The organism is Maritalea mobilis (genome assembly GCF_004363175.1).
GTDB classification, from domain to species: Bacteria; Pseudomonadota; Alphaproteobacteria; order Rhizobiales; family Devosiaceae; genus Maritalea; species Maritalea mobilis.
Window position 1 is genome coordinate 500,064 of record NZ_SNYR01000003.1, and the last position, 21,295, is coordinate 521,358.

Here is a 21,295-nt window from a genome sequence, read left to right on the forward strand (position 1 = left end):
AATTATCGCCCACATGCCCAACTTGTGGCGATTATGACGATTTAGCGAAAATCGTGCAAGCTACTTGAAAACAATTGTGGATAGTTTGACCAATTGGCAAAAATAATAGCCTATTGTTCCACTTTATAACCGATACGCAAACCGCCCCAATGGCGTCCAGAAATTTGGATTGGCACCGAGGCATCTTTCATCAGCACAAATTGGCCATTGCCCATGTCGCGACGATAGGTTTGCACCAAAAATGGTTTGGTGTTTTGCGCCGCAGCCAAGCCGGTCCGATCATCAAATATGCGTCGATTTCTGCAATTCGCTGCGTTCCACTCTGCGTCACTGCCCGGCGCTTTCGAATAGGCCTTATTGTGGGTGGGCAAATAGCCCTGCACATCAACTGCCGCACAAAACACAATGCGCGGGTCCATGCTCAACACCTTTTCAAAAATGGGCTGCCAATGCTGGTCGGTCCAATCCACATATTCAGTGAAATATTGCGCCGGATTGGTGTTGGGAATTTGCTTATATTGGCGATCAAACGCAGCTCTTGAATTAAGCGTACCATGAGCCACAGCCTGATCCATCAGCTCTTCAATTTTTCGCGCCACGCGTTCGCAAATGCGGATAATTTTTGTATCACCCGTCTCCACGCCAGACTGGGCAATAAACACCATCAAATCTTCAGAAATGTCCAAAATAGAATCCGCACGTGACGTGAGTTGACCAAGCTGCTTTTCAAAATGCTGCACGCTTTGGTCCAAGCTGCTCAACTCGTCATTAATGGATTTTGAGGCATGGATATTCTCATCCACTGGAGCCTTCAGCCCTTCAATATCGCTCACCAATTTGGAAACGCTTTGGCTTAAATGAGTCAATTGGGTGCTGGCTTCCTGCGCAGCCTTGGCTTCATCAATCGCTTTGGTCGCTGTTTGTGCGCTTTGCTGGCTGCGTTCCTGCAGCCCGGTCAACACCGTCACCAACTCTTCCAAATTTTGCGCATTCTGATCGGCAAAACCTTGAATCTGGTCAGCCAAGGTTTTCACTGAAGCGGCGATCACCGCAAAGCCACGTCCCGCATCGCCGGCCCGCGCCGCTTCCACACTGACATTGAGCGAAAGCAATTGGGTTTCGCGGGCAATTTGCGCGATGGCGCGGCTGGCCACTTGCACTTCTTGCACATTGCCATCCACCGCGCCCAAGCTTTCTTTAAAATGCAGGCTGCTGGCACTCAGCTCTTGCATGCATTTATTGTTTTTGGTGATGGTGGTTTGAATTTGCGCCGTGCTGTCGTGCAAAATCTGTTCAGCTTGCTCAGCCGAATGCACAGCCTCGGCCATGGATTGGGCGAGCTTCGTGTTGGTGGCCAGCACTTGGTGCGAGGTGCGGGTAACAGTGCTCACATTTTGCGCCTGTTGTACACCGAGGGCGGCGAGCTCACTCACCACGCCATTCACATCGGCGATTTCAATGCCCAATCGTTCAACCCGGTGGCCAATATCGGCCAAGGTTGTTTCATCATGATTGGCTTGGTCGGCGCGTGCAATTTGGCTCAAAACATTCATCCAGATCGAAAAATATGCGCCAGCTTATGGATAATAAGTTACGAAATATTTACCTTAATTAAGCGTAAGAAAAAATAAAGGCCGCTTCATTTTTCAACGAAGCGGCCTTCAAAAATATAGCGAAGTTTGATTTACGAGAAAATCATCAAGGGCTTTTCCAGCAATGATTTGACCCGCTGAATAAACACCGCCGCGTCATATCCATCCACCACGCGATGATCGAAGCTGGAGGAAAGGTTCATGATTTTGCGTGGCACAAATTTCTCCCCATCCCACTTCGGCATGGTCATCATTTTATTGACGCCCACAATCGCCACTTCCGGGTGGTTGATCACGGGCGTGTTCACCACGCCGCCCAATGCCCCCAGTGAGGTGATGGTGATGGTTGAACCGGTCAGTTCTTCGCGTTTGGCGCTGCCATCCTTGGCTGCTTGCGCCAACCGGGCGATTTCTTTCGCGCTCGACCACAGACCGTGATTTTGCGCATTCTTCACCACAGGCACCATCAAGCCATTATTGGTTTGTGCCGCAATGCCCACATGCACATGCTCAAACTGATGCACAATGCCATTATCATCGTCAAAATGCGCATTGATGCCAGGCTGTTCAGAAAGCGCCGTCACCATCGATTTCATCAAAAATGGCAAAAGCGACAGCTTGGTTTGCGTTTCATCCTTTTGCGCGTTCAGGCTTTGCCGCAACCCTTCTAGTTCGGTCACGTCAATTTCTTCCACATAGGTGATGTGCGGAATGCGGGCATTGGCCACGCTCATCTTTTCCGCAATCATTCGCCGAAGGCCTACCACTTTAACGTCTTTGGTTGGCTCGTCGCCCGTGCCCGCATAAGGCGCGGCAGGCTTGCTCGCGGCGGCGCTGCCACCCTTAGCCTGCTGGCTCAGCAAGTAGCGGTCCAAATCTTCGTGGCTGATGCTGCCTTCTGGCCCTGTGCCCGTAAATTGGCTCAAATCCAGATTGAGGAATTTGGCGCGGCTGCGCACAGCAGGCGCCGCCAACACTTTTTCGCCAGAGGTCCGTGGCGGCAACACTTCTGCTTTGCTGTCTGCTTCTGGGGTCGCGGCGGGCACAGCACTTGGTTCCGGCGTGGTATCATTTTCAATCACATGAATATCAGCCTCATGTGACCCGCTTTCGCCATCCAAAGTCGCCAGCTTCACAATTTCCGACCCAACGGAAACCACATCGCCAACCTCTGCGCCCAACCAGGTGATTTCACCTTGCACGGGTGAGGGGATTTCAACGGTGGCCTTGTCGGTCATCACCGCACCAAGCACTTCATCTTCGGCAACCATGTCGCCAACTTTGACGTTCCATTCCACCAGTTCGGCTTCGGCAACGCCTTCGCCCACATCTGGCAGCTTGATTACATAGCTGCCTTTGGCAGTGCTTTTCGGCGCATCATCGGCAGGTGCTTCTTCTGGCTGTGCAACAGGGGCTGGTGCAGTTTCTTCAGCCTCTTCCTCATCGCCAACGGTGGCAAGTTTCACGATTTCCGATCCAACCGAAACAATGTCGCCCACCTCTGCGCCCAACCAGGTGATTTCACCTTGCACGGGCGAGGGGATTTCCACGGTGGCCTTGTCGGTCATCACCGCGCCGATCACCTCGTCCTCGGCAACCACGTCACCCACTTTGACGTTCCATTCCACCAATTCAGCTTCGGCCACGCCTTCGCCAACATCAGGCAGTTTGATAATATGCGTACCCATTATTGTGCCTCCACTGCGCGTTTAAGCGCCTTGCCAACTCGTTTCGGGCCGGGGAAATAGTGCCATTCCTGCGCGTGCGGATAAGGTGTATCCCACCCCGCAACACGCAGCACTGGCGCTTCCAAATGTTTGAAACAATGCTGCTGCACCAGCGCCGCCAATTCAGCACCAAAGCCAGAGGTCAATGTCGCCTCATGCAACACAACGCAGCGACCTGTTTTTTCAACTGATCGCACAATCGTGTCCAAATCCAAGGGCAGTAGCGAGCGCAAATCGATAATCTCCGCATCAATGCCTTGTTCCTTGGCCGCGGCTTGGGCCACATAAACCATGGTGCCATAAGCGAGGATGGTCACATCCATGCCTTCTTCCACCACATTGGCTTTGCCAATCGGCACGGTGTAATGCCCTTCAGGCACTTCGCCCTTTTCATGCTTGGCCCAAGAGGTCACTGCATTTTCGTGGTGCCCGTCAAACGGACCATTATAGAGACGCTTCGGCTCCAAAAAGATCACCGGATCATCATCTTCAATCGCCGCGATCAACATGCCCTTGGCGTCATATGGGTTGGACGGGATCAAAGTTTTCAACCCGCTCACATGGGTGAAAATGGCTTCCGGGCTTTGCGAGTGCGTTTGCCCGCCAAAAATACCGCCGCCCGTGGGCATGCGGATCACCATCGGTGCGGTAAACTGCCCGTTTGAGCGGTGCCGCATCCGCGCCGCTTCCGAAACAATTTGGTCATAGGCTGGCAACACATAGTCTGCGAACTGAATTTCAATGCAAGGCCGCTTGCCATAAGTGGCCATGCCAATGCCTGCACCCACAATGGCGCTTTCATTGATCGGCGCATCAAAGCAGCGGTGCTTGCCATATTTTTGCTGCAGGCCTTGGGTGCAGCGGAACACGCCGCCGAAATAGCCCACATCTTCACCGAACACGACTACATCTTCGTCCATGCCCATTTTCACATCCATCGCATCGCGGATGGCTTCAATCATCGTCATGCGTGCCATGGTTTACGCCTCAAATTCCAAACGTTGACGGACCAGGTGATCAGGCATTTCTTTGTAAACGCCTTCAAACATCTTCTCAGGATCGGGGCCTTTGCCGCGATTGAGCGTGCCATATTTCTCGGCTTCTTTTTGAATGGCGATCACTTCGCTTTCAATTTCTGCCATGGCTTGGGTGTGCCGCTCTTCAGACCAGGCACCTTTTTTAATCAGGTGCAGTTTCAAGCGCTCCAGCGGATCGCCCAAGGGCCAGGCATCGCTCTCTTCTTTCGGGCGATAGGCTGAAGGATCATCTGAGGTGGAGTGGGCGGCCACGCGATAAGTCACCCATTCAATCAGCGTTGGGCCAAGATTGCGCCGCGCTCGTTCAGTCGCCCATTTTGAGGCGGCCAGCACAGCAAGATAATCATTGCCGTCCACGCGAAGGGAAGGGAAGCCATAACCATGGGCACGCGCTGCAAATGGCGCATTGCGTCCACCGGCCAACCCGTTAAAGGAGGAGATGGCCCATTGGTTGTTCACAATGTTCAGCACCACAGGTGGCTGATAGACAGAAGCGAACAACATGCCCGAATGGAAGTCCGTTTCCGCAGTCGAGCCATCGCCAATCCAAGCCGAGGCAATCTTGTCATCGCCGGAAATGGCAGACGCCATAGCCCAGCCAACCGCCTGCACATATTGGGTGCCCAAATTGCCGGAAATGGAGAAAAAACCATGCTCTTTAAAGGAGTATAAACATGGCAATTGGTGCCCGTCCAAATTGTCTTTTTCGTTCGAATAGATCTGACAGATCATATCAAACATGGAGCACTCGCCCGCAATCAACAGGCCTTGCTGCCGATAGGTAGGGAAGTTCATATCGCCTTTGCGCATCATGCGCTGAAAACCAGTGGCAATCGCTTCTTCGCCCAAACATTGGGTGTAAAAGCTGGTTTTGCCTTGCCGCTGTGCTGTCAGCATCCGCGCATCAAAAATGCGGGTTTTCATCATGTCTTTCAGGCCGCGCAACAGGCTTTCATCATTCAGATCATCGCCCAAAAATTCCGCCCACGGCCCAACAGCATCGCCTTTGCGGCTCAATACCCGCACAATGGAATAGGCGAGGTGGCGCATATCTTCAGCTTTGGTGTCAATGGCTGGGCATTCAACGGCACCTGCCTTGGGCACTTCAATATAGCTAAAGTCTGGCGCGTCGCCCGGGCGGCCTGGGGGTTCAGGAACAGAAATAGATAGCGGGCCGGAGGCTTCCGGCATTTTTTGGTCAGACATGAATATCTCCTCCGGTGCTTATGATGCACCTGATGTCGCGCGAAATTCGACTTAGTCGTCTTAATCTGGCTTGGGGAGATTGGTCAGTTATGCTGACTTTATTTTAAACCCTAGCTCCCCCCAATTATGCATATATTGGCACAAGCTTTGCGCAGTTTCTCACTAAAATAGCCCTTGAACCATACGCTTTTTAGCCGTAAATCTCAATATGGATGTTGATTTTGGAGAAAAAATGAAGCTCGACGCCATTGATCGAAAGATTGTTGCGATTTTGCAAGAAGAAGGCCGCATGCGCACCAATGAGCTGGCGGAAAAGGTTGGCCTGTCGCCAACCCCATGCGCCCGCCGGGTGGTGGCGTTGGAAGATCGCGGCGTGATCACAGGCTACACGGCCTCGGTCAATCAGGAAATGCTGGGCCTGCCCATCTCCATCTTTGTGTCGGTTGAGCTAGACAATCAGGGCGCCGAAGCACTGCAGCTTTTCGAAAAAGAAGTGCAGAGTTTTGAAGAGATTATGGAATGTTTCATCATGACTGGAAGTCAGGATTTTTTGATGCGCGTGGTCGCGGCCGATCTCGGTTCCTATGAACGTTTCTTGCAAGAAAAGCTCACCCGCGTCCCCGGCATCCGCTCCATTCGCTCCCGCTTCGCCCTCCGCCGCATCATCAAGCGCGACCGCCTGCCCAATCTAAGCCATTAAGAAACGGCTTCCACCTGCGGGGTAAACATATAGCCCGCGCCATAAACGGTGCGGATCAGCTTTGGATTTTTCGCTGTATCTTTCAGCTTTTTTCTGAGCCGCGAAACCTGCGCGTCAATGGAGCGGTCAAAGCTGCCATCGCCGTCCTGATCATAAAGGTCCATCAATTGCTCGCGCGATAAAACTTTGCCCGGCATGCCCAAAAAAGCCTTCAGCAATCGGGCATCGGCGGCGCTTAAAATCTCTGACGTGCCGTCCTTATAGCTCAGCTCAAAGGTGGAAAAATCCACCTGCCAATCGCCAAATTTCAGCTTGTCGCCAAGGCTGGCAGTTGCACGTGGTTGCGCCTTTTCCACCCGCCGCAACAGGCTGCGGGCGCGGGCGGCAAGTTCAATGGTGTTCACGGGTTTCACCAAATAATCATCGGCGCCAAAATCAAGGCCGAGCACCCGGTCGCCCAGCGCCCCACGGCCACTCACCACTATGGTGGGAATGTTCAATTGCCCCACCGTGTCGCGCAGCAACATCAGTGCGTCGCCATCAGGCAGCGACAGGTCCAAAATGCAAAGGTCCGGCGTTTGCGCCAGCAGCGCGGCGTCAAAGCTTTTGATCGTGTCAAACGCCTGAACCTCAAACTTTTGCGCCTTCAGCTCGCGGCCATACAGCGCGCGCACATCCGCGTCATCTTCTAAAATATAAATCAGCTTCTGATTCATATGGCGCTTTGCTCCCCCCGTGCCAGCGACACTTGCACTTCTGCAGCAAGGATCGCGCGGGCGAGACTATTGTGCTCAAACGGTTTGCGCAATATGGGGCAGTTTAGACCTTGGTCAAAATCGCTTTTCACCAAGTTGGCGTGCCCTGTCATTAGGATCAGGCCGACATGCCCGAAATTGGCGCGCACATGGTGCCCCAGCTCCATGCCGCTCATGCCGCCAGGCATCGCAATGTCGGAAAGCACCAGCTCTATGCCGCTCACTTCATCCAGCAATTCCATCGCTTCGGCAGCATTTTCGGCCTCCAGCACCGCATAACCCAGCCCCACCAATTCGCGTCGCAACACCGCGCGCACCTCGTCTTGATCGTCCACCAGAAGTGCCAACGCGCCTTGTTTGTGCGGAATTTGCGGCACCTCCGGCACAGCTTCAGTCTGCGTTGGCGCCGCCACGGCCGGGATGCTGATTTCAAATTCAGTGCCCAAATCCATGGCGCTGTTCACCGCAATATCCCCGTCCGACATTTGCGCAAAGCTTTGCGCCATAGAAAGGCCAAGCCCAGTGCCGCCTGAATGCACCTTAGTGGAAAAGAACGGGTCAAAAATCTGTTTCTGCACCTCTTGGCTCATGCCCGTGCCATTGTCGCGACATTGGATTTTGATGTGCTGATCCGCACCTGCCACCAACCGCAACTCAATCAGCCCATGCTCTTTGCGGGTGCTTTCTTCAATCGCCGCTTGCGCGTTCAGCGCCAAATTCAACAGCGCATTTTCTAAAGCGCCGGGGTCGACCTTTGCCCACAATTTTTGTGATGGCAGGTCCAGCCGTAATTGTGTTGTCGCAGGCAGGGAGGGCTTAAGCAAATTGGCGACTTCCTCCACCGCCTCATTCAAATTCACCACCTTCGGGTCCAACGGTTGCCGCCGTGCGACCGCCAGCAATTGTCGGGTCAGTTCCGCCCCGCGTTTTGCCGCGCGGAGAGACGGGGCCACCATTTCTTCGCGCAAATGTGGGTCTTCCATCTGCTCCGCGAGGGGCCGCAAATTGCCCAAAATAATGGTCAGCAAATTATTGAAATCATGGGAAATCCCAGCTGAAAGCCGCCCAATCGCTTCCATCTTTTGTGCTTGCGATAGAGCGGCTGCGGCTTGTCGATGGCGGGTGAAATTGATCGACAGAACATAAAAGCCGCGCACCGTTTGATCGGCGCGAATATCGGGCCGCAAGAACACGCGGATCTCCAGCTTGCGCCCATCTTCATGGTCAAACTCAAGATCAAACTCCACTGCTTCGCCTGCTTTGGCGCGGGCAAAATAGGGCGCGGAATCCTCATGCATATGGGGCGACAAAACCTCTTGGCTTTTATGCCCCACAATATCATCCACCGATTGGCCATAGCTTTGGGCAAAGCGGCGATTGACGAACTGAAACACTTCATCTTGATCGAGATAAGCGATGCCCGCAGGCACTTCATTGGCGATCAGCCGCAATCGTTCTTCCGAGCGGCGCAAATCGCGCGTCTGAGCATTGATTCGCTTTTCCAGCTCAATTTCATAACGGCGTTGCTGGGTAATATCGGTATAAATGGTGGCAAAGCCGCCCATAGCCAAAGGCGCGCCCGAAACCCGGATCACCCGCCCATTGGGCCGCACCCGCTCAACCGTGTGGGCGCGAAACTCCCGCGCCACGCGCACCCGCTCCGCCACCTGCTGTTCCACATCGCCTGGGCCATATTCGCCATGTTCTGAATTATAGCGGATCAGCGCTTCAAACTTGGTACCACGGGTTAAAAGCCGGGCAGGCACATCCAGCAATTCGCCCAATCTTTTATTGGCAAAAACCAGCTCCAAATTCTGGTCAAACACGGTGATGCCTTGATCAATATTATCAAGGCCCGCCTCAATTTGCATCAATAATTCAACGGCTTGGCTGTCGCTGATCTCGTGGTCGCCCATGGCGTTAATGTCCTCCCCACCCGAAAATGGCGCTTGTCACAATTGCGTACAATTCGGGCATAATCTGGCAATCCCTCTTGGTTAAAACTTGGGTAAAGGCATTGCACTGACTTCGGCTTATAGACCAAACTCAAATTCAGTTGAGGTCAAGCGCCTTTGGGGAGGAAAATTGTGACAGAACCAACAAAGATGTTGGATGTAGCCAACATTTCTTTGCGTTTTGGGGGTGTGAAAGCACTCACCGATATTTCGTTTCACGTTGATGAGGGTGAGATTTTCTCGCTGATCGGCCCCAATGGTGCGGGCAAAACATCCATGCTCAATTGCATCTCCGGCCGCTATAAGCCGCAAGAGGGCTCTATCCAGTTTGATGGAAAGGATTTGCTGTCCCGGTCCATCAATGACCGCGCCAAAATCGGCATCGGCCGGACCTTTCAAAATCTGGCGCTGTTTTCTCACATGTCGGTCATCGACAATATTCTGGTGGGTCGCCACCATATGATGAAAAACAATTTCCTCACAGGCATGCTTTATTGGGTCGGTGGTGCGCAAAAAGAAGAGGCGGAAGCCCGCGCGGAAATTGAAGACATTATCGATTTTCTAGAAATTCAACATGTGCGCAATGAGCCTGCGGGTTCCTTGTCATATGGCCTGCGCAAGCGGGTCGAGCTGGCCCGCGCCATCGCCATTCAACCCAAGCTTATTCTTCTCGACGAGCCGATGGCCGGCATGAATCTTGAAGAAAAAGAGGACATGGCCCGCTACATCATCGAGCTCAACGAGCAATATGGCATCACGGTGGTGATGATCGAACATGATATGGGCGTGGTGGTGGATATTTCCCACCGTGTTGCCGTGCTCGATTTCGGTCAGAAAATTGCCGAAGGTTTGCCCGAAGCCGTGGTGGAAGATGAACAGGTGAAAACCGCCTATCTCGGCATTGATGATTTCTCCTTGGATGATGAAAAGGAGGCGATGTAATTATGTCGACCCTCACTGAAAAATCCGGCAATGACATTCAATGGGCAGATGGCAGCCATCACCTCAATGCGGTGAAAAATGCAGACACGCTGCCCAAATTGCTCGCCGCCAACGCCAAGGCGCATCCCAATGATGTGGCCCAGCGCGAAAAAGATTTCGGCATTTGGAATGAGATCACATGGGGCCAGTTTAACGACCATGTGGCCAAAATGTCTTTGGCCTTTAAAGAATTTGGCCTGCAGCCAGGTGATGTGGTGGCGCTGATTGGCGACAACCGTCCGGAATGGGTTTGGGGCGAGGTGGCGGCCCACGCCAATCAGGCCATGAGCATGGGCATCTATCGCGACGCACTGGAAAATGAGATCGAATATCTAATCAACTACGCCCAGCCAAAGATCGTGGTGGCAGAAGATGAAGAGCAGGTAGATAAGTTCCTCATGCTGGAGGATCGCATCCCCTGCGTCCAGAAGATCATCTATCACGACAAGCGCGGCATGCAGAAATATGATGATCCGCGGCTGATCTTTTTGCCAGATGTTGAGCAAATCGGCGCGGACATTCTGGCCAAAAATCCCAACGCCTATGATGAGATGGTGGCGCAAACCAAAACTGACGATGTGGCCGTGCTCTGCACCACATCCGGCACTACGTCAAATCCCAAGCTCTCCATGTGGAAACATTCTGCCTTTTTGGGTCATGCGGTGAATTATCTGAAGGCAGACCCGATGGGCGCGGGCGATGAATATCTCGCCGTGTTGCCGCTCTCTTGGGTGATGGAGCAAATGTACTCCGTGGCGTGGAATTTGGTCGCGCGGATGATCGTCAATTTCCCTGAAAGTCAGGATACGGCCATGGCCGATCTGCGCGAGATTGGGCCACACTTTGTGTTGCTCAGCCCGCGCGTCTGGGAAGTGGTGGCCGCCGATATTCGTGCGCGGATGATGGAAAGCTCGCCTTGGAAACAAAAGATATTTGAATGGGGCGTTGAAAAAGGCCTGTCCGCGCTGGACAAGGGCGAACGTGATCAAATGGCCGAGCTTGTGCTGTTCCGCGCCCTGCGTGATCGGCTCGGCTTCTCCCGTCTGAAGTCCGCCGCCACTGGTGGGGCGGCCATGGGGCCAGATACGTTCAAATTCTTCCAAGCCATGGGCGTGCCGCTCAAACAGCTTTATGGCCAAACCGAAGGCCTAGGCGCCTACACCATCCATAAATGGGATGAGGTGGACCACAATTCAGTGGGCTATCCGATGCATGATTGCACCATCTCCATCATCAATCCCGACCATGAAGGCTTGGGCGAGATTGTGGTCAGCCACCCCAATTTGATGAGCGGCTATTACAAGAATGAAAAAGACAGCCAAGAAGCCTTTGACGATCAGGGACGGTTCCTGACGGGCGATGCAGGCTATCTGGACGAAAAGGGCCATCTGGTGGTGATCGACCGGATCAAAGATCTGTCAGAAACCAGCACCCAAACCCGCTTCTCCCCGCAATTTATCGAGAACAAATTGAAGTTTTCCACCTTTGTGGCGGAAGCCGTGATTTTGGGCAAAAACCAGCCTTATCTCACCGCCATGATCTGCATTCGCTATCCGATCGTGTCCAAATGGGCAGAGCAACGGCGCATTGCCTTCACCACTTATACTGACTTGTCCGCGCGGCCAGAAGTTTACGAGCTGATGCGCGAAGAAGTGGAGCGGGTGAATGAGACATTGCCCGAAGCCCAGCGCATCCAAAAATTTGTGCTGCTCTATAAAGAACTCGATGCGGATGATGGTGAATTGACCCGCACCAAAAAAGTACGGCGCGGCGTTATCGCTGAGAAATATGCTGACATTATCGAAAAGCTTTATTCCGATGACGAGCGGGTAGCGATTGATACGGTGATTTCTTTCCAAGATGGCACCACCCAGCGCATCAAAACGTCGCTCAAAGTTGAAAATCTAAGCCAAGCCCCTGAAGCATCAGAACAAAGGAGCCTTGCCTCATGAAATGGGATCTCTTCTTCCAGCTCTTAGTCAATGGCCTGATTGTGGGCATGCTTTATGGTGTTGTCGCCATGTGCTTTGTGTTGATTTACAAATCCACGCAGGTGGTGAACTTTGCGCAAGGTGAATTTCTGGTCTTGGGCGCATGGGTCTGCCTTGCCTTGGTCACCCAAATGCAATTGCCTTTCTTTCTCGCCTTTATCTTCACGCTGGTTTTCATGGTGGCCTTCGGCATCATTGTGCAAACGGTGATCTTAAGGCCTCTTATTGGCGAACCCATCATCTCGGTGATCATGGTCACCATTGGCCTGTCTATCTTTATGCAGGCACTGATGAACTGGATTTTCGGCAATGATGCAAAACGGTTCCCAGATGTGTTTGGCACCACAGATGTGGTCAATATTGCTGGGTTGAATGTGGAAGTGGCCTATTTGCTCTCCCTTGTCCTATCCATCGTGATTATGGGCGTTTTCTTCTGGTTCTTCCGCTTCACCCGGCATGGTCTTGCCATGCGCGCCACCGCTTTCGATCAGCAAATTGCCCAAAGCTTGGGCATTTCGGTCAAGCAAACATTCGCCATGGCCTGGGCCATTTCGGCCATGGTGTCCGGCGTGGCGGGCATTGTGATCGGCATTGTGAATTCAGTGTCCAACTCTCTCGCCTTTGTGGGCATCAAAGTGTTCCCGGCGGTGATTTTGGGTGGGTTGGATTCCATCGTTGGTGCCGTTGTTGGCGGCATCATTGTTGGCGTGTTGGAAAACCTCGCCGAATATTTCGACGGGCAATATCTCAAGCTCGGCAATCTCTACACCATCGCGCCATTCTATGTGCTGATCATCATTTTGATGATCAAACCTTATGGCCTGTTCGGCACCAAAGACATCGAAAGAATATAGGTAAAGGGGTAACAAAAAATGTCATATGTACCTAATCCGCGCCCCGCTGGTGATTTCCGCACCACCTATAAGGACGATAATCGGCTGTTCAAAACCCACTTTGAAACCCGCTCAGCGCTTGTGCTGTTGGCGTTGGTGATCGTGGCAGCGCCCTTTATCGGCAATTATTGGCTCACCCAGCTTATCTTGATCGGCATTTATGCCATCGCGGCCATCGGCCTCAATATTCTGGTGGGCACAACCGGGCAAATCTCTTTAGGTCATGGTGCCTTTTTCGGTTTCGGCGCGTTCGCCAGCGCCTGGCTTGTGAATTCATATGGCGTACCTCCCTTACTGGCCATGCCAGCGGCGGCAGTCCTAACCACCGCCGTTGGCATGATTTTTGGGGTGCCTGCCGCGCGGATTAAGGGCCTTTATCTGGCCATCGCGACCTTGGCTTCACAATTCATCCTGACCGACTTTTTCTCGCGTGCCGATTGGTTTTCGGGCGGTGTGTATGGCGCATTGGCCGAACGGCCCAGCTTCTTCGGCTTCGCCTTTGATGATGATCTGCGCTATTTCTATCTGGTGCTGTTCTGGTTGGTTGTGTCCGCCATTGCGGTGACCAACCTGCTGCGTTCTCGCGATGGTCGGGCCTTTGTGGCCGTGCGTGACCATTATTTGAGCGCCGAAGTGATGGGCGTGAACCTCACCAAATATCGCATTCTGTCTTTCGGCATTTCATCCTTTTTCGCAGGCTTAGCCGGGGCGCTGTTCGGGCATTATCTCGAATATGTGTCGGTGGAAGGCTTCACCATTCTGCTGTCGATCCAGTTCTTGGCCATGATCATTATTGGCGGGTTGGGCTCGGTCTATGGCGCCATTCTGGGCGCGGCATTCATCCTGTTGCTGCCTCAAGTCATGGAAAGCATCACCACTATCGCAGCCACAGTTTTTCCGGCCATGGAAAGCGGCAAATCCTATGTGAAGCAAATGTCCATAGGCGCGGCGATCATCCTGTTTTTGATTTTTGAGCCGGAGGGGCTCATCCACCGCTGGCAGCAAATTCGCGCCAGTTGGAAACTCTTCCCCTTCTCGCGCTAGCGGGATTGGGGACCTGAAGAAAAGGCGTTCTTCCCCGGCTATGAAACGCCAAAAAAAACAATATGCCGAGGGTAAAGAGGAGACAAAAGTGAAACACACAAAACTGACTTTATTGGCCCTTTCAGCATCATTGCTGCTGGGCGCATCGGCCCAGGCGCAAGATAGCGTTTTTGTTGGCCATTTGGTTGACTATACCGGCCCAACTGCCTTTGTGGGCAAAGCCTATGGCCCCGGTGTTTATGACGCCATTAATTACGTCAACGCCCATGGCGGCATTGACGGCACGCAAATTGAACTCACCCAGCTTGATTATGCCTATAAGGTGCCAGAAGCCTTGGCCGCTTATAAAGCATGGTCAAGCCGCGATATGGTGGCGATGCAAGGGTGGGGCACTGCCGATACTGAAGCGCTGATCTCATTTGTGGCAAAAGATAAGATCCCGGTTTTCTCCGCATCTTATTCTGCACACTTGACTGACCCGCAAGGCACAAACCCAGCCACGCAAAAGCCTGCGCCATATAACTTCTTCTATGGCCCTTCTTATTCAGATACCTGCCGGGCATTGGCCCAATGGGCGGCTGAAGATGCGAAGGAAAAAGGCATCGAAAACCCAACCTTCTTGCACGCAGGCGATAATCACCCTTATCCGAATGCGCCAAAAGAAGCGTGTAAGGCCTATGCCGAAGAATTGGGCATGACTGTCGCAGACCCTGTGGTTGTGCCCATGGCGCCGGGTGACTTTAAAGCCCAATGCCTCACCATCAAGGAAAGTGGCGCGCAATATGTCTATCTTGCCAATTTGGGCGGCTCCGTTGTGGCCTTGCTTAAATCTTGCGGCACAGTGGGCGTAGAAGCCAACTATATGGGCAATGTGTGGGCTGGCGACTATGTCACCATCGAAGCTTCACAAGCCAAAAACATGATCTTCCCATCCTCAACCCCCTTCTATGGGCAGGATGTACCGGGTATGGATTTGGTCACCAAAATTGCTGAATCTGGCGAATTCGCCGATGGGGGCAAACCAACCCACCACTATATCCGTGGCATTTGCTCAGCTTACTACATGATGGAAGCCATGGCCTGGGCCAAAGAAAATGGCGGCATCACTGGCGAAAACATCAAAAAAGGCATGTACGCCAAGCAAGATTGGGTGCCTGAAGGTCTTGAAGGCGTTTGCTTGCCTTCAACTTGGACCGACACAGACCACCGCGGCTTGATGACCGTGGCGATCAACCAAGGTTCATATGATGGCGAAGTGAAAATTGAGCGCATCAATGAAACAACCTTGCCACGTCGTGACGACTGGTTGGGCCTCTAATCGCAACCACAAACGTTAAGCGGGGGGGGCATTGGTCCCCGCTGCCAAGAACAAGCTGACGGGAAGGAGGCATAAAATGAAACCACAAATAGCCGCAACAGGTGAAGCGATGGCGACAGAAACCATCCTTTCCGTCAACAATATTGAGGTGGTGTTTAACGAGGTGATCCTCGTGCTGCGTGGCCTCAATCTCAATGTCCAACGCGGTAAAATCACCGCCTTGCTGGGCACCAATGGCGCAGGCAAATCCACCACGTTGAAGGCCATCACCAATTTGCTGGCCACTGAGGATGGGGAAGTAACCCGCGGCTCCATTGATTATGAAGGGCAGGACATTACCGATATTGGCCCGGAGGCGCTGGTGCGCAAGGGCGTGTTTTTGGTGATGGAAGGGCGCGGTATTTTGCAAGATATGACCGTGATTGAGAATTTGCGCCTCGGCGCCTATTCGCGGCCCAATGCCAATATCAAAGAAGAGATTGAAGAAGTCTTCCGCTTCTTCCCCCGCCTGAAAGAGCGCACGGGCCTTGCTGGCTATCTGTCCGGCGGCGAGCAGCAAATGCTGGCCATTGGCCGTGCCTTGATGGCGAAACCGAAATTGATCTTGATGGACGAACCCTCCATGGGCTTGTCGCCCCTTCTGGTGAAAGAAGTGTTTGGCATCATCAAGCGGCTCAATCGTGAGCTGGGCATTTCGATCTTGTTGGTCGAGCAAAACGCCAATATGGCGCTGCATGTGGCAGACGAAGGCTACATCATGGAAAATGGCAAAATCGTTCTCGACGGCACCGCCGAAGAGCTGATGGACAATGAGGACGTGAAAGAATTCTATCTTGGCGGCGGCGGGGAACGCCGTTCGTTCAAAGACATTAAAAGCTATAAACGCCGCAAGCGTTGGCTTTAGGTGGGTGAACGCCATGACCCAAACCTATTTCGACAAAGCCGAAGCGCAAGATCCTCTGTTCCGCCAATCCGGCCTCATGGCCAAATTGCGCAAACAATTGGCCCATGCCGAAGCCAATTCCGCCTATTGGCAGGAAGCGCTTGAAGGCATTGATCCCGAAACCATCCAGTCGCGCGACGATCTGGCCAAATTGCCCATTTTGCGCAAAAGCGATTTGGTGACCTTGCAGGCAGAGCGCGATTTATTTGGCGGCATCGCCACCGATAAATCGGCCATCAAGCGGGTGTTTTTCTCCCCCGGTCCTATTGTTGAGCCACAAGCCGATATCGAAGATCCGTGGCGCATGGCTGCCGCGCTTTATGCCGCTGGCATGCGCCAAGGCGATCTGATCGCCAATTGCTTTTCTTATCATCTCACCCCTGCGGGTTTTATGTTTGATGAAGCGGCCGCCAAGCTCGGCGCCACCGTGTTTCCAGCCGGGGTAGGCAACACCGAAACGCTGGTCGATGCGTTCAACCATTTCCAGATTTCGGGCTATGTGGGCACGCCAGACTTTTTGCAAATCATTTTGGAAAAAGCCAAAGGCTTGGGCAAAGACATAAAAAGCGTCAAGCACGCCCTCGTGTCCGGTGGTCCGCTATTCCCTGCCATGCGCGAATTCTATCAAGCCGAGAATATCGATGTGCGCCAATGCTACGGCACCGCCGAATTGGGCCTTATCGCCTATGAAACCGAAGGCGAAGGCTTGGTGATCGCCGAAGATTGCCTCGTGGAGATCGTCCGCCCCGGCACTGGCGATCCGGTCAATGAGGGTGAGGTGGGCGAAGTGGTGGTTTCCATCTTTAACCCCACCTATCCATTAATCCGCTTTGCCACGGGCGATTTGTCCGCCACTTTGCCGGGTCAATCCGATTGTGGCCGTACCAATGGTCGCCTTAAGGGCTGGCTGGGCCGTGCGGACCAAACCACCAAAGTGCGCGGCATGTTCGTGCATCCGCAACAAATTGCACGCGTGGTCAAAGCCTATCCGCAAGTGGGCCGTGCCCGGTTGGAAGTGACCGAGCAGGAGGGCAAAGACCAAATGACCTTGCTGTGCGAAATCGAAAATGTCGCCCCGGGCCTGCTCGACGATATTGCCCAAACCATGCGGGCCGAAACGCGCCTCCGGGCTGATATTCAAGTGGTGTCGCCCAATGCATTGCCCAATGATGGCAAGGTGATCGAAGACAAAAGAGTGCTTGGCGTTTAGCGTCTGATTTTGATCAGGCGCTAACCTTATGCCATCTGCACACGCCTACGTGGTGACGATTGCTTGGTGATCACCCATTCTGCCACCACAAAATTGATCAGCCACGCAAAGCTCATCGCCAGCGCGTCAACAAACGCACTTGTCTCCCTAGCGATCATATAGAGGGGAATAAACAATAGAACCTGCGTGCCCGCCCCCATGCCCAGCGCATAAGCGCGGATCATCCAATTGCGGTGGGCCACCACATGCTTGTTCAAAATCGCATATGTGCTCAGTCCGATAAAAAGCGCCATGGCCAAGCTGACTGCCAAGCGTACCCAATGCAGCAATTCATGGGTGTCCAGGGGATAAAAAAGCGTCATCCACAAGCCGCTCAAGGCAACAGCAACGCCTGCCAGTGCCGCCACACGGCCGGCCATGCGGTGCCATTGCGGATGCTTGGTGCGCAGCCCAGCTGAAAATTGCAGTGCGCCCAACAGCGCAAACAAAGTCGCACCAACAATATGGGTCATCATAGGCACCGGACTGGCCGCAAATCGTGCGCCTTCATCTAAAATTTCTGCGCCGGTGATCATTGAAAATATCCGCACGCCACCTGCCACAAGCGGCACCGCGGCCAAAAGCATAAGCAAAGAAACAATGATAAAATCGTGTTTAGTCACCACCAAACCCTCCATAAGTGTATTAGTTAAATAATACACCAATGCACTAAGGCAAGAGGGAGGAGATAAAGAATTTAGATGAGTATAAATACTATTTCAAAGTTAGAACTTTCAAAGTTTGTGGAGATTCGAGGGTATTTATACTTAACTTCTAATTTGACGGCTTCCCATTTTGCGCCCATGCCTAAGCCAACAAGCTAAGGAGAGTGCCAATGTCGACCGAAAATATCCTCGCCAACCGCGCAAATTTCATCGAAGCCTGCCACATGCAGTCTGAGGCATGCGCCGCGTTGGGATCGCCATTCACAGCGCAGCTCTGCCAAATGATGGCAGCGCGTACATTTTCTTCAGTGGCGTTGGAAGAGAGATTGGCCACTTGGCCGGGTGATATCACCTATCGCGTTCATTCTGTGCCGCTGCGCCTGTGTGGTGCGTTCAACGCCTTGGCCCGCTCTGGCCAATCCCCATCCTTAACCACGCTCTATCCGCCGCACCACGCCAGACAGCTCGATGAACATTTTTGGCACGTGCTGGATCAAGCCGTGCTCGAATTTGAAGATCAGATTTTGGCGCAAATCGAGTTTGCCCCGCAAACCAATGAAGTGCGTCGCGCCAGCGCCCTAATGCCTGCCTTGTTAAAGCTTTCGGTTCAATTCCAATTGCCCATCAATTTGTATGAAATGGGCGCAAGTGCAGGGCTCAATTTGGCGCTCGACCATTTTGCCTATCAATTCGCCGACCAACATTTCGGGCCGGAAGGCGCGCCATTTACCTTGCAGCCAGATTGGCAAGGTCCAACCCCACCTCATGCAGAGCTGAACATTGCGTCACGCTCGGGGTGCGATTTGAACCCGTTAAACACAATCCATGCCGAAAATGCCACCCGCCTCATGTCTTATATTTGGCCGGACCAAATTGAACGGGTGACCCGCACCGAAAAAGCCATCAATTTGGCAACTCAGCTCAATATTAAAATCGAAGCTGCAGATGCCGCCTCCTGGCTAAAACAAAAATTAGCAGAGCTAAAGCCGGGTCAGCTTCATGTGGTTTATAACACGGTGGCCTTTCAATATTTCCCTGCCGCTGCGCAGCAAGAGATTCGCGATCTATTGGCCGCAAAAGGTGCAGAGGCAGATGCCGCCACGCCGCTTGTGTGGCTGCAATTGGAAGTGGATGGGCAAAAGCCCGGATTTGCCATCACCCAACAGCTTTGGCCCACTGGAAATATGGTGGAATTGGGCCGCGCTGATGCCCATGGTCGGTGGGTGACTTGGCATGAGAAAGAAAAACCGATTAAGTTATAAATGCTTGATGTTTATGAATAAGAAACCATATGCGTGTCGATGCGAACAAAATTTCGCCCTATCGCTTGCTAAAGTGGTGTCATAATTGTTTGCTAAGTGCATAACATAAAACCAATTTTTGATGCGCCTTAAGGGAGACCTCAACATGCCGCACCTTTTTGCCCGCGGTCGTAAACCGCTTAAATCCATGCTTTGCGCCTCAGTCGCGGCCATTTCAATCGGTGTTGCCAGCCCTGTTTTGGCGCAAGACACTGATGCTGCAACTGAAGCCAGCCAGTCTATGTCATCCTCCATCAGCCACAAAGTTGAGGTTGGTGCGATCGATATGACCAATTCCAATATGGATGAGGTGACATTGCGCGAAATTCTCACCGGTAAATTGGCAGAAAATGCTGACCAACTGGCAGGTTTGAATGCAGATACGATTCGCATTCCTGAATTGCGTTTTTCATACGAAATTAAAGTGGAAGATACAGTCAGCACCAATGAAATGGTGTTGAGAGAAATTCGCTTTGAAAATGTACGCAACGGTGTTGCGCAGCGCGTTTCCGTTGAAGAAACCCTTGGCGATTTCGGCACAAAGGGCGAAGTTGAAACCCCTTATGAAGAGGTGGGCTTCAAATACGGTCTGTCTGAAATCACAGACATGAACCTGCCTGCTTTGTTGGGTGCCTATGGTTTGATCGAACGGCCGAAATCAGACGATATGGAAGTGGTTTATAGCAGCTATAAATTGGCTGGCGGCGACATCACTTCTGAAGCTTTTAGCTGTGAGTTTGGCAAAGCCCAATCTGGCACCTTTAGTGCAAAACCATCTTCAATGGATTTCACTAAGCTCGCCACCATGGTTGAAGAAATCGAAGCGGCTGGCGACAATCCAAGCCAAGAACAATTGGGCACAATCGTTGATTTCTATGCGCAATTGTTGTTCGGCTTTGAATCTGCCCCAACCACCATGGATGGTATTGCCTGTTCAGGTGAAGAAGATGACAACAAGTTCAACTTCAGCACTGGCGAAATTTCAATCGGCTCATTCGGCAACGGCATTTACCCTGAATTCTCTGTGTCGAACATCGAAGTGAAAGTTGAAGGCGAGCAAGAAGGTTACTTCAAGCTCGACAATTTCACCTTCAAAGAAATCGACTTTGGCCCAACCTTCGCAAAATTGGGCGAAGCGTCTGAATATACCGAAGAATGGTTTGAGCAAAATGCACGCAGCTTGATCCCAACCATTCGCGGCCTCACCATCGCCGGCGTAGAATTTGATGTGCCAAATGAGGAAGAAGACGGTGAACGCATCCTCGGCACAATGGACAAATTTGATATCAGCCTCGCGCAATATCAAAACGGCATCCCAGCAGATATTCGCATCGAAGCCCTAGCGCTTAAAGCGAATCTGCCAACAGAATCAGATGATGAGAGCATTCAAAAGCTTATCGAGGCAGGCCTGACAGAGGTTAATCTCGGTTTTGTTGCTGATCTTGATTGGAATGCTGAAAATGAGCAGATCAACATCAATGCACTCACTGTGGCGTTGAAAGAATTCGGCACTGCCGAAATTCGCGGTACCATCAATGGCGCAACTGAAGCCTTGTTCGCCAATGATCCGCAAATGGCGATGATGTCTGCCATGTCACTTGCTGTGACTGATCTTAATGTCATGATCGATGATGAAGGCTTGGTGAAACTTGCTTTGGCACAAGCTGCCGAAGAGCAAGGCGCACCAGTTGAGGCTTTCGCCAACCAAGTTACCGCCATGTCTCAAGGCATGATTGTGGGCATGTTGGGTGGCACTGATTCTGCAGTGAAACTTGGTGAAGATGTTGCTGGCTTCCTAGGCGGCGACAAAAAGATCAATGTGAACCTGAAAGCAAAATCAAATTCTGGTCTCGGTATGCCACAATTGATGATGCTGCAGTCTGATCCAACCAAATTGCTAGACTTTGTGGACCTCAATTCAACCCTTGAATAGAAATC

At 52.4% G+C, this 21,295-nt stretch carries 17 protein-coding genes; 10 read left to right on the forward strand and 7 right to left on the reverse strand.

Annotation, left to right across the window (positions count from 1 at the left end; translation table 11 throughout):
- Positions 1 to 110 precede the first annotated feature (110 nt).
- The 4 genes from ATL17_RS15100 to ATL17_RS15115 all read right to left on the reverse strand — a co-directional run bounded on the left by ATL17_RS15100 (position 111) and on the right by ATL17_RS15115 (position 5,562).
- Positions 111 to 1,544: a methyl-accepting chemotaxis protein gene (locus ATL17_RS15100; protein WP_166639059.1), complete on the reverse strand. Its 1,434-nt coding sequence runs from the start codon at positions 1,542 to 1,544 to the stop codon at positions 111 to 113.
- Positions 1,545 to 1,684: 140 nt separating this feature from the next.
- Entirely contained in the window at positions 1,685 to 3,280 is a 1,596-nt protein-coding gene (locus tag ATL17_RS15105) for a 2-oxo acid dehydrogenase subunit E2 (RefSeq protein ID WP_133573645.1), read from the reverse strand.
- Entirely contained in the window at positions 3,280 to 4,296 is a 1,017-nt protein-coding gene (locus ATL17_RS15110; RefSeq protein ID WP_133573646.1) for an alpha-ketoacid dehydrogenase subunit beta, read from the reverse strand. Before ATL17_RS15110 ends, ATL17_RS15105 begins: the two co-directional genes overlap by 1 nt.
- A gap of 3 nt (positions 4,297 to 4,299) precedes the next feature.
- The gene (locus tag ATL17_RS15115; RefSeq protein ID WP_425462433.1) at positions 4,300 to 5,562 is read right to left on the reverse strand and encodes a 3-methyl-2-oxobutanoate dehydrogenase (2-methylpropanoyl-transferring) subunit alpha; all 1,263 of its coding nucleotides are present in this window, start codon (positions 5,560 to 5,562) and stop codon (positions 4,300 to 4,302) included.
- 232 nt (positions 5,563 to 5,794) lie between these two features.
- Between ATL17_RS15115 and ATL17_RS15120 the strand changes: the two genes are divergently transcribed.
- Positions 5,795 to 6,262: an Lrp/AsnC family transcriptional regulator gene (locus ATL17_RS15120; RefSeq protein WP_133573647.1), complete on the forward strand. Its 468-nt coding sequence runs from the start codon at positions 5,795 to 5,797 to the stop codon at positions 6,260 to 6,262.
- On the opposite strand, the gene ATL17_RS15125 is transcribed toward ATL17_RS15120, so the two are convergent.
- Together ATL17_RS15125 and ATL17_RS15130 are read right to left on the reverse strand one after the other, a co-directional pair.
- A complete protein-coding gene (locus tag ATL17_RS15125) occupies positions 6,259 to 6,978 on the reverse strand; it encodes a winged helix-turn-helix domain-containing protein (protein WP_133573648.1) in 720 nt (239 codons plus the stop codon). The genes ATL17_RS15120 and ATL17_RS15125 overlap by 4 nt on opposite strands.
- Positions 6,975 to 8,933, reverse strand: a complete 1,959-nt coding sequence (locus ATL17_RS15130; protein WP_133573649.1) for a PAS-domain containing protein — start codon at positions 8,931 to 8,933, stop codon at positions 6,975 to 6,977. Before ATL17_RS15130 ends, ATL17_RS15125 begins: the two co-directional genes overlap by 4 nt.
- A 189-nt stretch (positions 8,934 to 9,122) precedes the next feature.
- Here ATL17_RS15130 and ATL17_RS15135 point away from each other — a divergent pair, with 189 nt between their 5' ends.
- The 7 genes from ATL17_RS15135 to ATL17_RS15165 all read left to right on the forward strand — a co-directional run bounded on the left by ATL17_RS15135 (position 9,123) and on the right by ATL17_RS15165 (position 17,352).
- Positions 9,123 to 9,914 (forward strand): ABC transporter ATP-binding protein, encoded by a 792-nt coding sequence (locus ATL17_RS15135; RefSeq protein WP_133573868.1) that lies wholly within the window; start codon positions 9,123 to 9,125, stop codon positions 9,912 to 9,914.
- A gap of 2 nt (positions 9,915 to 9,916) precedes the next feature.
- Positions 9,917 to 11,905 (forward strand): AMP-binding protein, encoded by a 1,989-nt coding sequence (locus ATL17_RS15140; RefSeq protein ID WP_133573650.1) that lies wholly within the window; start codon positions 9,917 to 9,919, stop codon positions 11,903 to 11,905.
- Positions 11,902 to 12,798 carry a branched-chain amino acid ABC transporter permease gene (locus ATL17_RS15145; RefSeq protein ID WP_133573651.1) on the forward strand — a complete coding sequence of 299 codons (897 nt, stop codon included), beginning with the start codon at positions 11,902 to 11,904 and terminating at the stop codon, positions 12,796 to 12,798. The genes ATL17_RS15140 and ATL17_RS15145 overlap by 4 nt, the downstream gene beginning before the upstream one ends.
- An 18-nt stretch (positions 12,799 to 12,816) precedes the next feature.
- A complete protein-coding gene (locus ATL17_RS15150; RefSeq protein ID WP_133573652.1) occupies positions 12,817 to 13,881 on the forward strand; it encodes a branched-chain amino acid ABC transporter permease in 1,065 nt (354 codons plus the stop codon).
- Positions 13,882 to 13,921: 40 nt separating this feature from the next.
- Positions 13,922 to 15,199, forward strand: a complete 1,278-nt coding sequence (locus ATL17_RS15155) for an ABC transporter substrate-binding protein (protein WP_133573653.1) — start codon at positions 13,922 to 13,924, stop codon at positions 15,197 to 15,199.
- Positions 15,200 to 15,275: 76 nt separating this feature from the next.
- Entirely contained in the window at positions 15,276 to 16,103 is an 828-nt protein-coding gene (locus ATL17_RS15160) for an ABC transporter ATP-binding protein (protein ID WP_208111224.1), read from the forward strand.
- A gap of 13 nt (positions 16,104 to 16,116) precedes the next feature.
- On the forward strand, positions 16,117 to 17,352 hold the full coding sequence (locus ATL17_RS15165; protein ID WP_133573654.1) for a phenylacetate--CoA ligase family protein: 1,236 nt from the start codon (positions 16,117 to 16,119) through the stop codon (positions 17,350 to 17,352).
- A 26-nt stretch (positions 17,353 to 17,378) separates the two neighbouring features.
- Here ATL17_RS15165 and ATL17_RS15170 read toward each other — a convergent pair whose 3' ends face one another.
- On the reverse strand, positions 17,379 to 18,014 hold the full coding sequence (locus ATL17_RS15170; protein ID WP_166639060.1) for a DUF2306 domain-containing protein: 636 nt from the start codon (positions 18,012 to 18,014) through the stop codon (positions 17,379 to 17,381).
- Between the two features lie 212 nt (positions 18,015 to 18,226).
- Between ATL17_RS15170 and ATL17_RS15175 the strand changes: the two genes are divergently transcribed.
- On the forward strand, positions 18,227 to 19,318 hold the full coding sequence (locus ATL17_RS15175) for a DUF2332 domain-containing protein (protein WP_133573656.1): 1,092 nt from the start codon (positions 18,227 to 18,229) through the stop codon (positions 19,316 to 19,318).
- A 145-nt stretch (positions 19,319 to 19,463) separates the two neighbouring features.
- Complete coding sequence (locus ATL17_RS15180; protein WP_133573657.1) at positions 19,464 to 21,290, forward strand: hypothetical protein; 1,827 nt, start codon at positions 19,464 to 19,466, stop codon at positions 21,288 to 21,290.
- Positions 21,291 to 21,295: the final 5 nt, after the last annotated feature.

What these genes read in the sequence shown, in the direction of transcription:
- ATL17_RS15105 (WP_133573645.1), bottom strand. Translation starts at nt 3,280, where the DNA reads ATGGGTACGCATATTATCAAACTGCCTGATGTTGGCGAAGGCGTGGCC.
- ATL17_RS15130 (WP_133573649.1), bottom strand. Translation starts at nt 8,933, where the DNA reads ATGGGCGACCACGAGATCAGCGACAGCCAAGCCGTTGAATTATTGATG.
- ATL17_RS15175 (WP_133573656.1), top strand. Translation starts at nt 18,227, where the DNA reads ATGTCGACCGAAAATATCCTCGCCAACCGCGCAAATTTCATCGAAGCC.
- ATL17_RS15145 (WP_133573651.1), top strand. Translation starts at nt 11,902, where the DNA reads ATGAAATGGGATCTCTTCTTCCAGCTCTTAGTCAATGGCCTGATTGTG.
- ATL17_RS15110 (WP_133573646.1), bottom strand. Translation starts at nt 4,296, where the DNA reads ATGGCACGCATGACGATGATTGAAGCCATCCGCGATGCGATGGATGTG.
- ATL17_RS15125 (WP_133573648.1), bottom strand. Translation starts at nt 6,978, where the DNA reads ATGAATCAGAAGCTGATTTATATTTTAGAAGATGACGCGGATGTGCGC.
- ATL17_RS15115 (WP_425462433.1), bottom strand. Translation starts at nt 5,562, where the DNA reads ATGTCTGACCAAAAAATGCCGGAAGCCTCCGGCCCGCTATCTATTTCT.
- ATL17_RS15165 (WP_133573654.1), top strand. Translation starts at nt 16,117, where the DNA reads ATGACCCAAACCTATTTCGACAAAGCCGAAGCGCAAGATCCTCTGTTC.
- ATL17_RS15160 (WP_208111224.1), top strand. Translation starts at nt 15,276, where the DNA reads ATGAAACCACAAATAGCCGCAACAGGTGAAGCGATGGCGACAGAAACC.
- ATL17_RS15155 (WP_133573653.1), top strand. Translation starts at nt 13,922, where the DNA reads ATGAAACGCCAAAAAAAACAATATGCCGAGGGTAAAGAGGAGACAAAA.
- ATL17_RS15140 (WP_133573650.1), top strand. Translation starts at nt 9,917, where the DNA reads ATGTCGACCCTCACTGAAAAATCCGGCAATGACATTCAATGGGCAGAT.
- ATL17_RS15120 (WP_133573647.1), top strand. Translation starts at nt 5,795, where the DNA reads ATGAAGCTCGACGCCATTGATCGAAAGATTGTTGCGATTTTGCAAGAA.
- ATL17_RS15135 (WP_133573868.1), top strand. Translation starts at nt 9,123, where the DNA reads ATGTTGGATGTAGCCAACATTTCTTTGCGTTTTGGGGGTGTGAAAGCA.
- ATL17_RS15180 (WP_133573657.1), top strand. Translation starts at nt 19,464, where the DNA reads ATGCCGCACCTTTTTGCCCGCGGTCGTAAACCGCTTAAATCCATGCTT.
- ATL17_RS15150 (WP_133573652.1), top strand. Translation starts at nt 12,817, where the DNA reads ATGTCATATGTACCTAATCCGCGCCCCGCTGGTGATTTCCGCACCACC.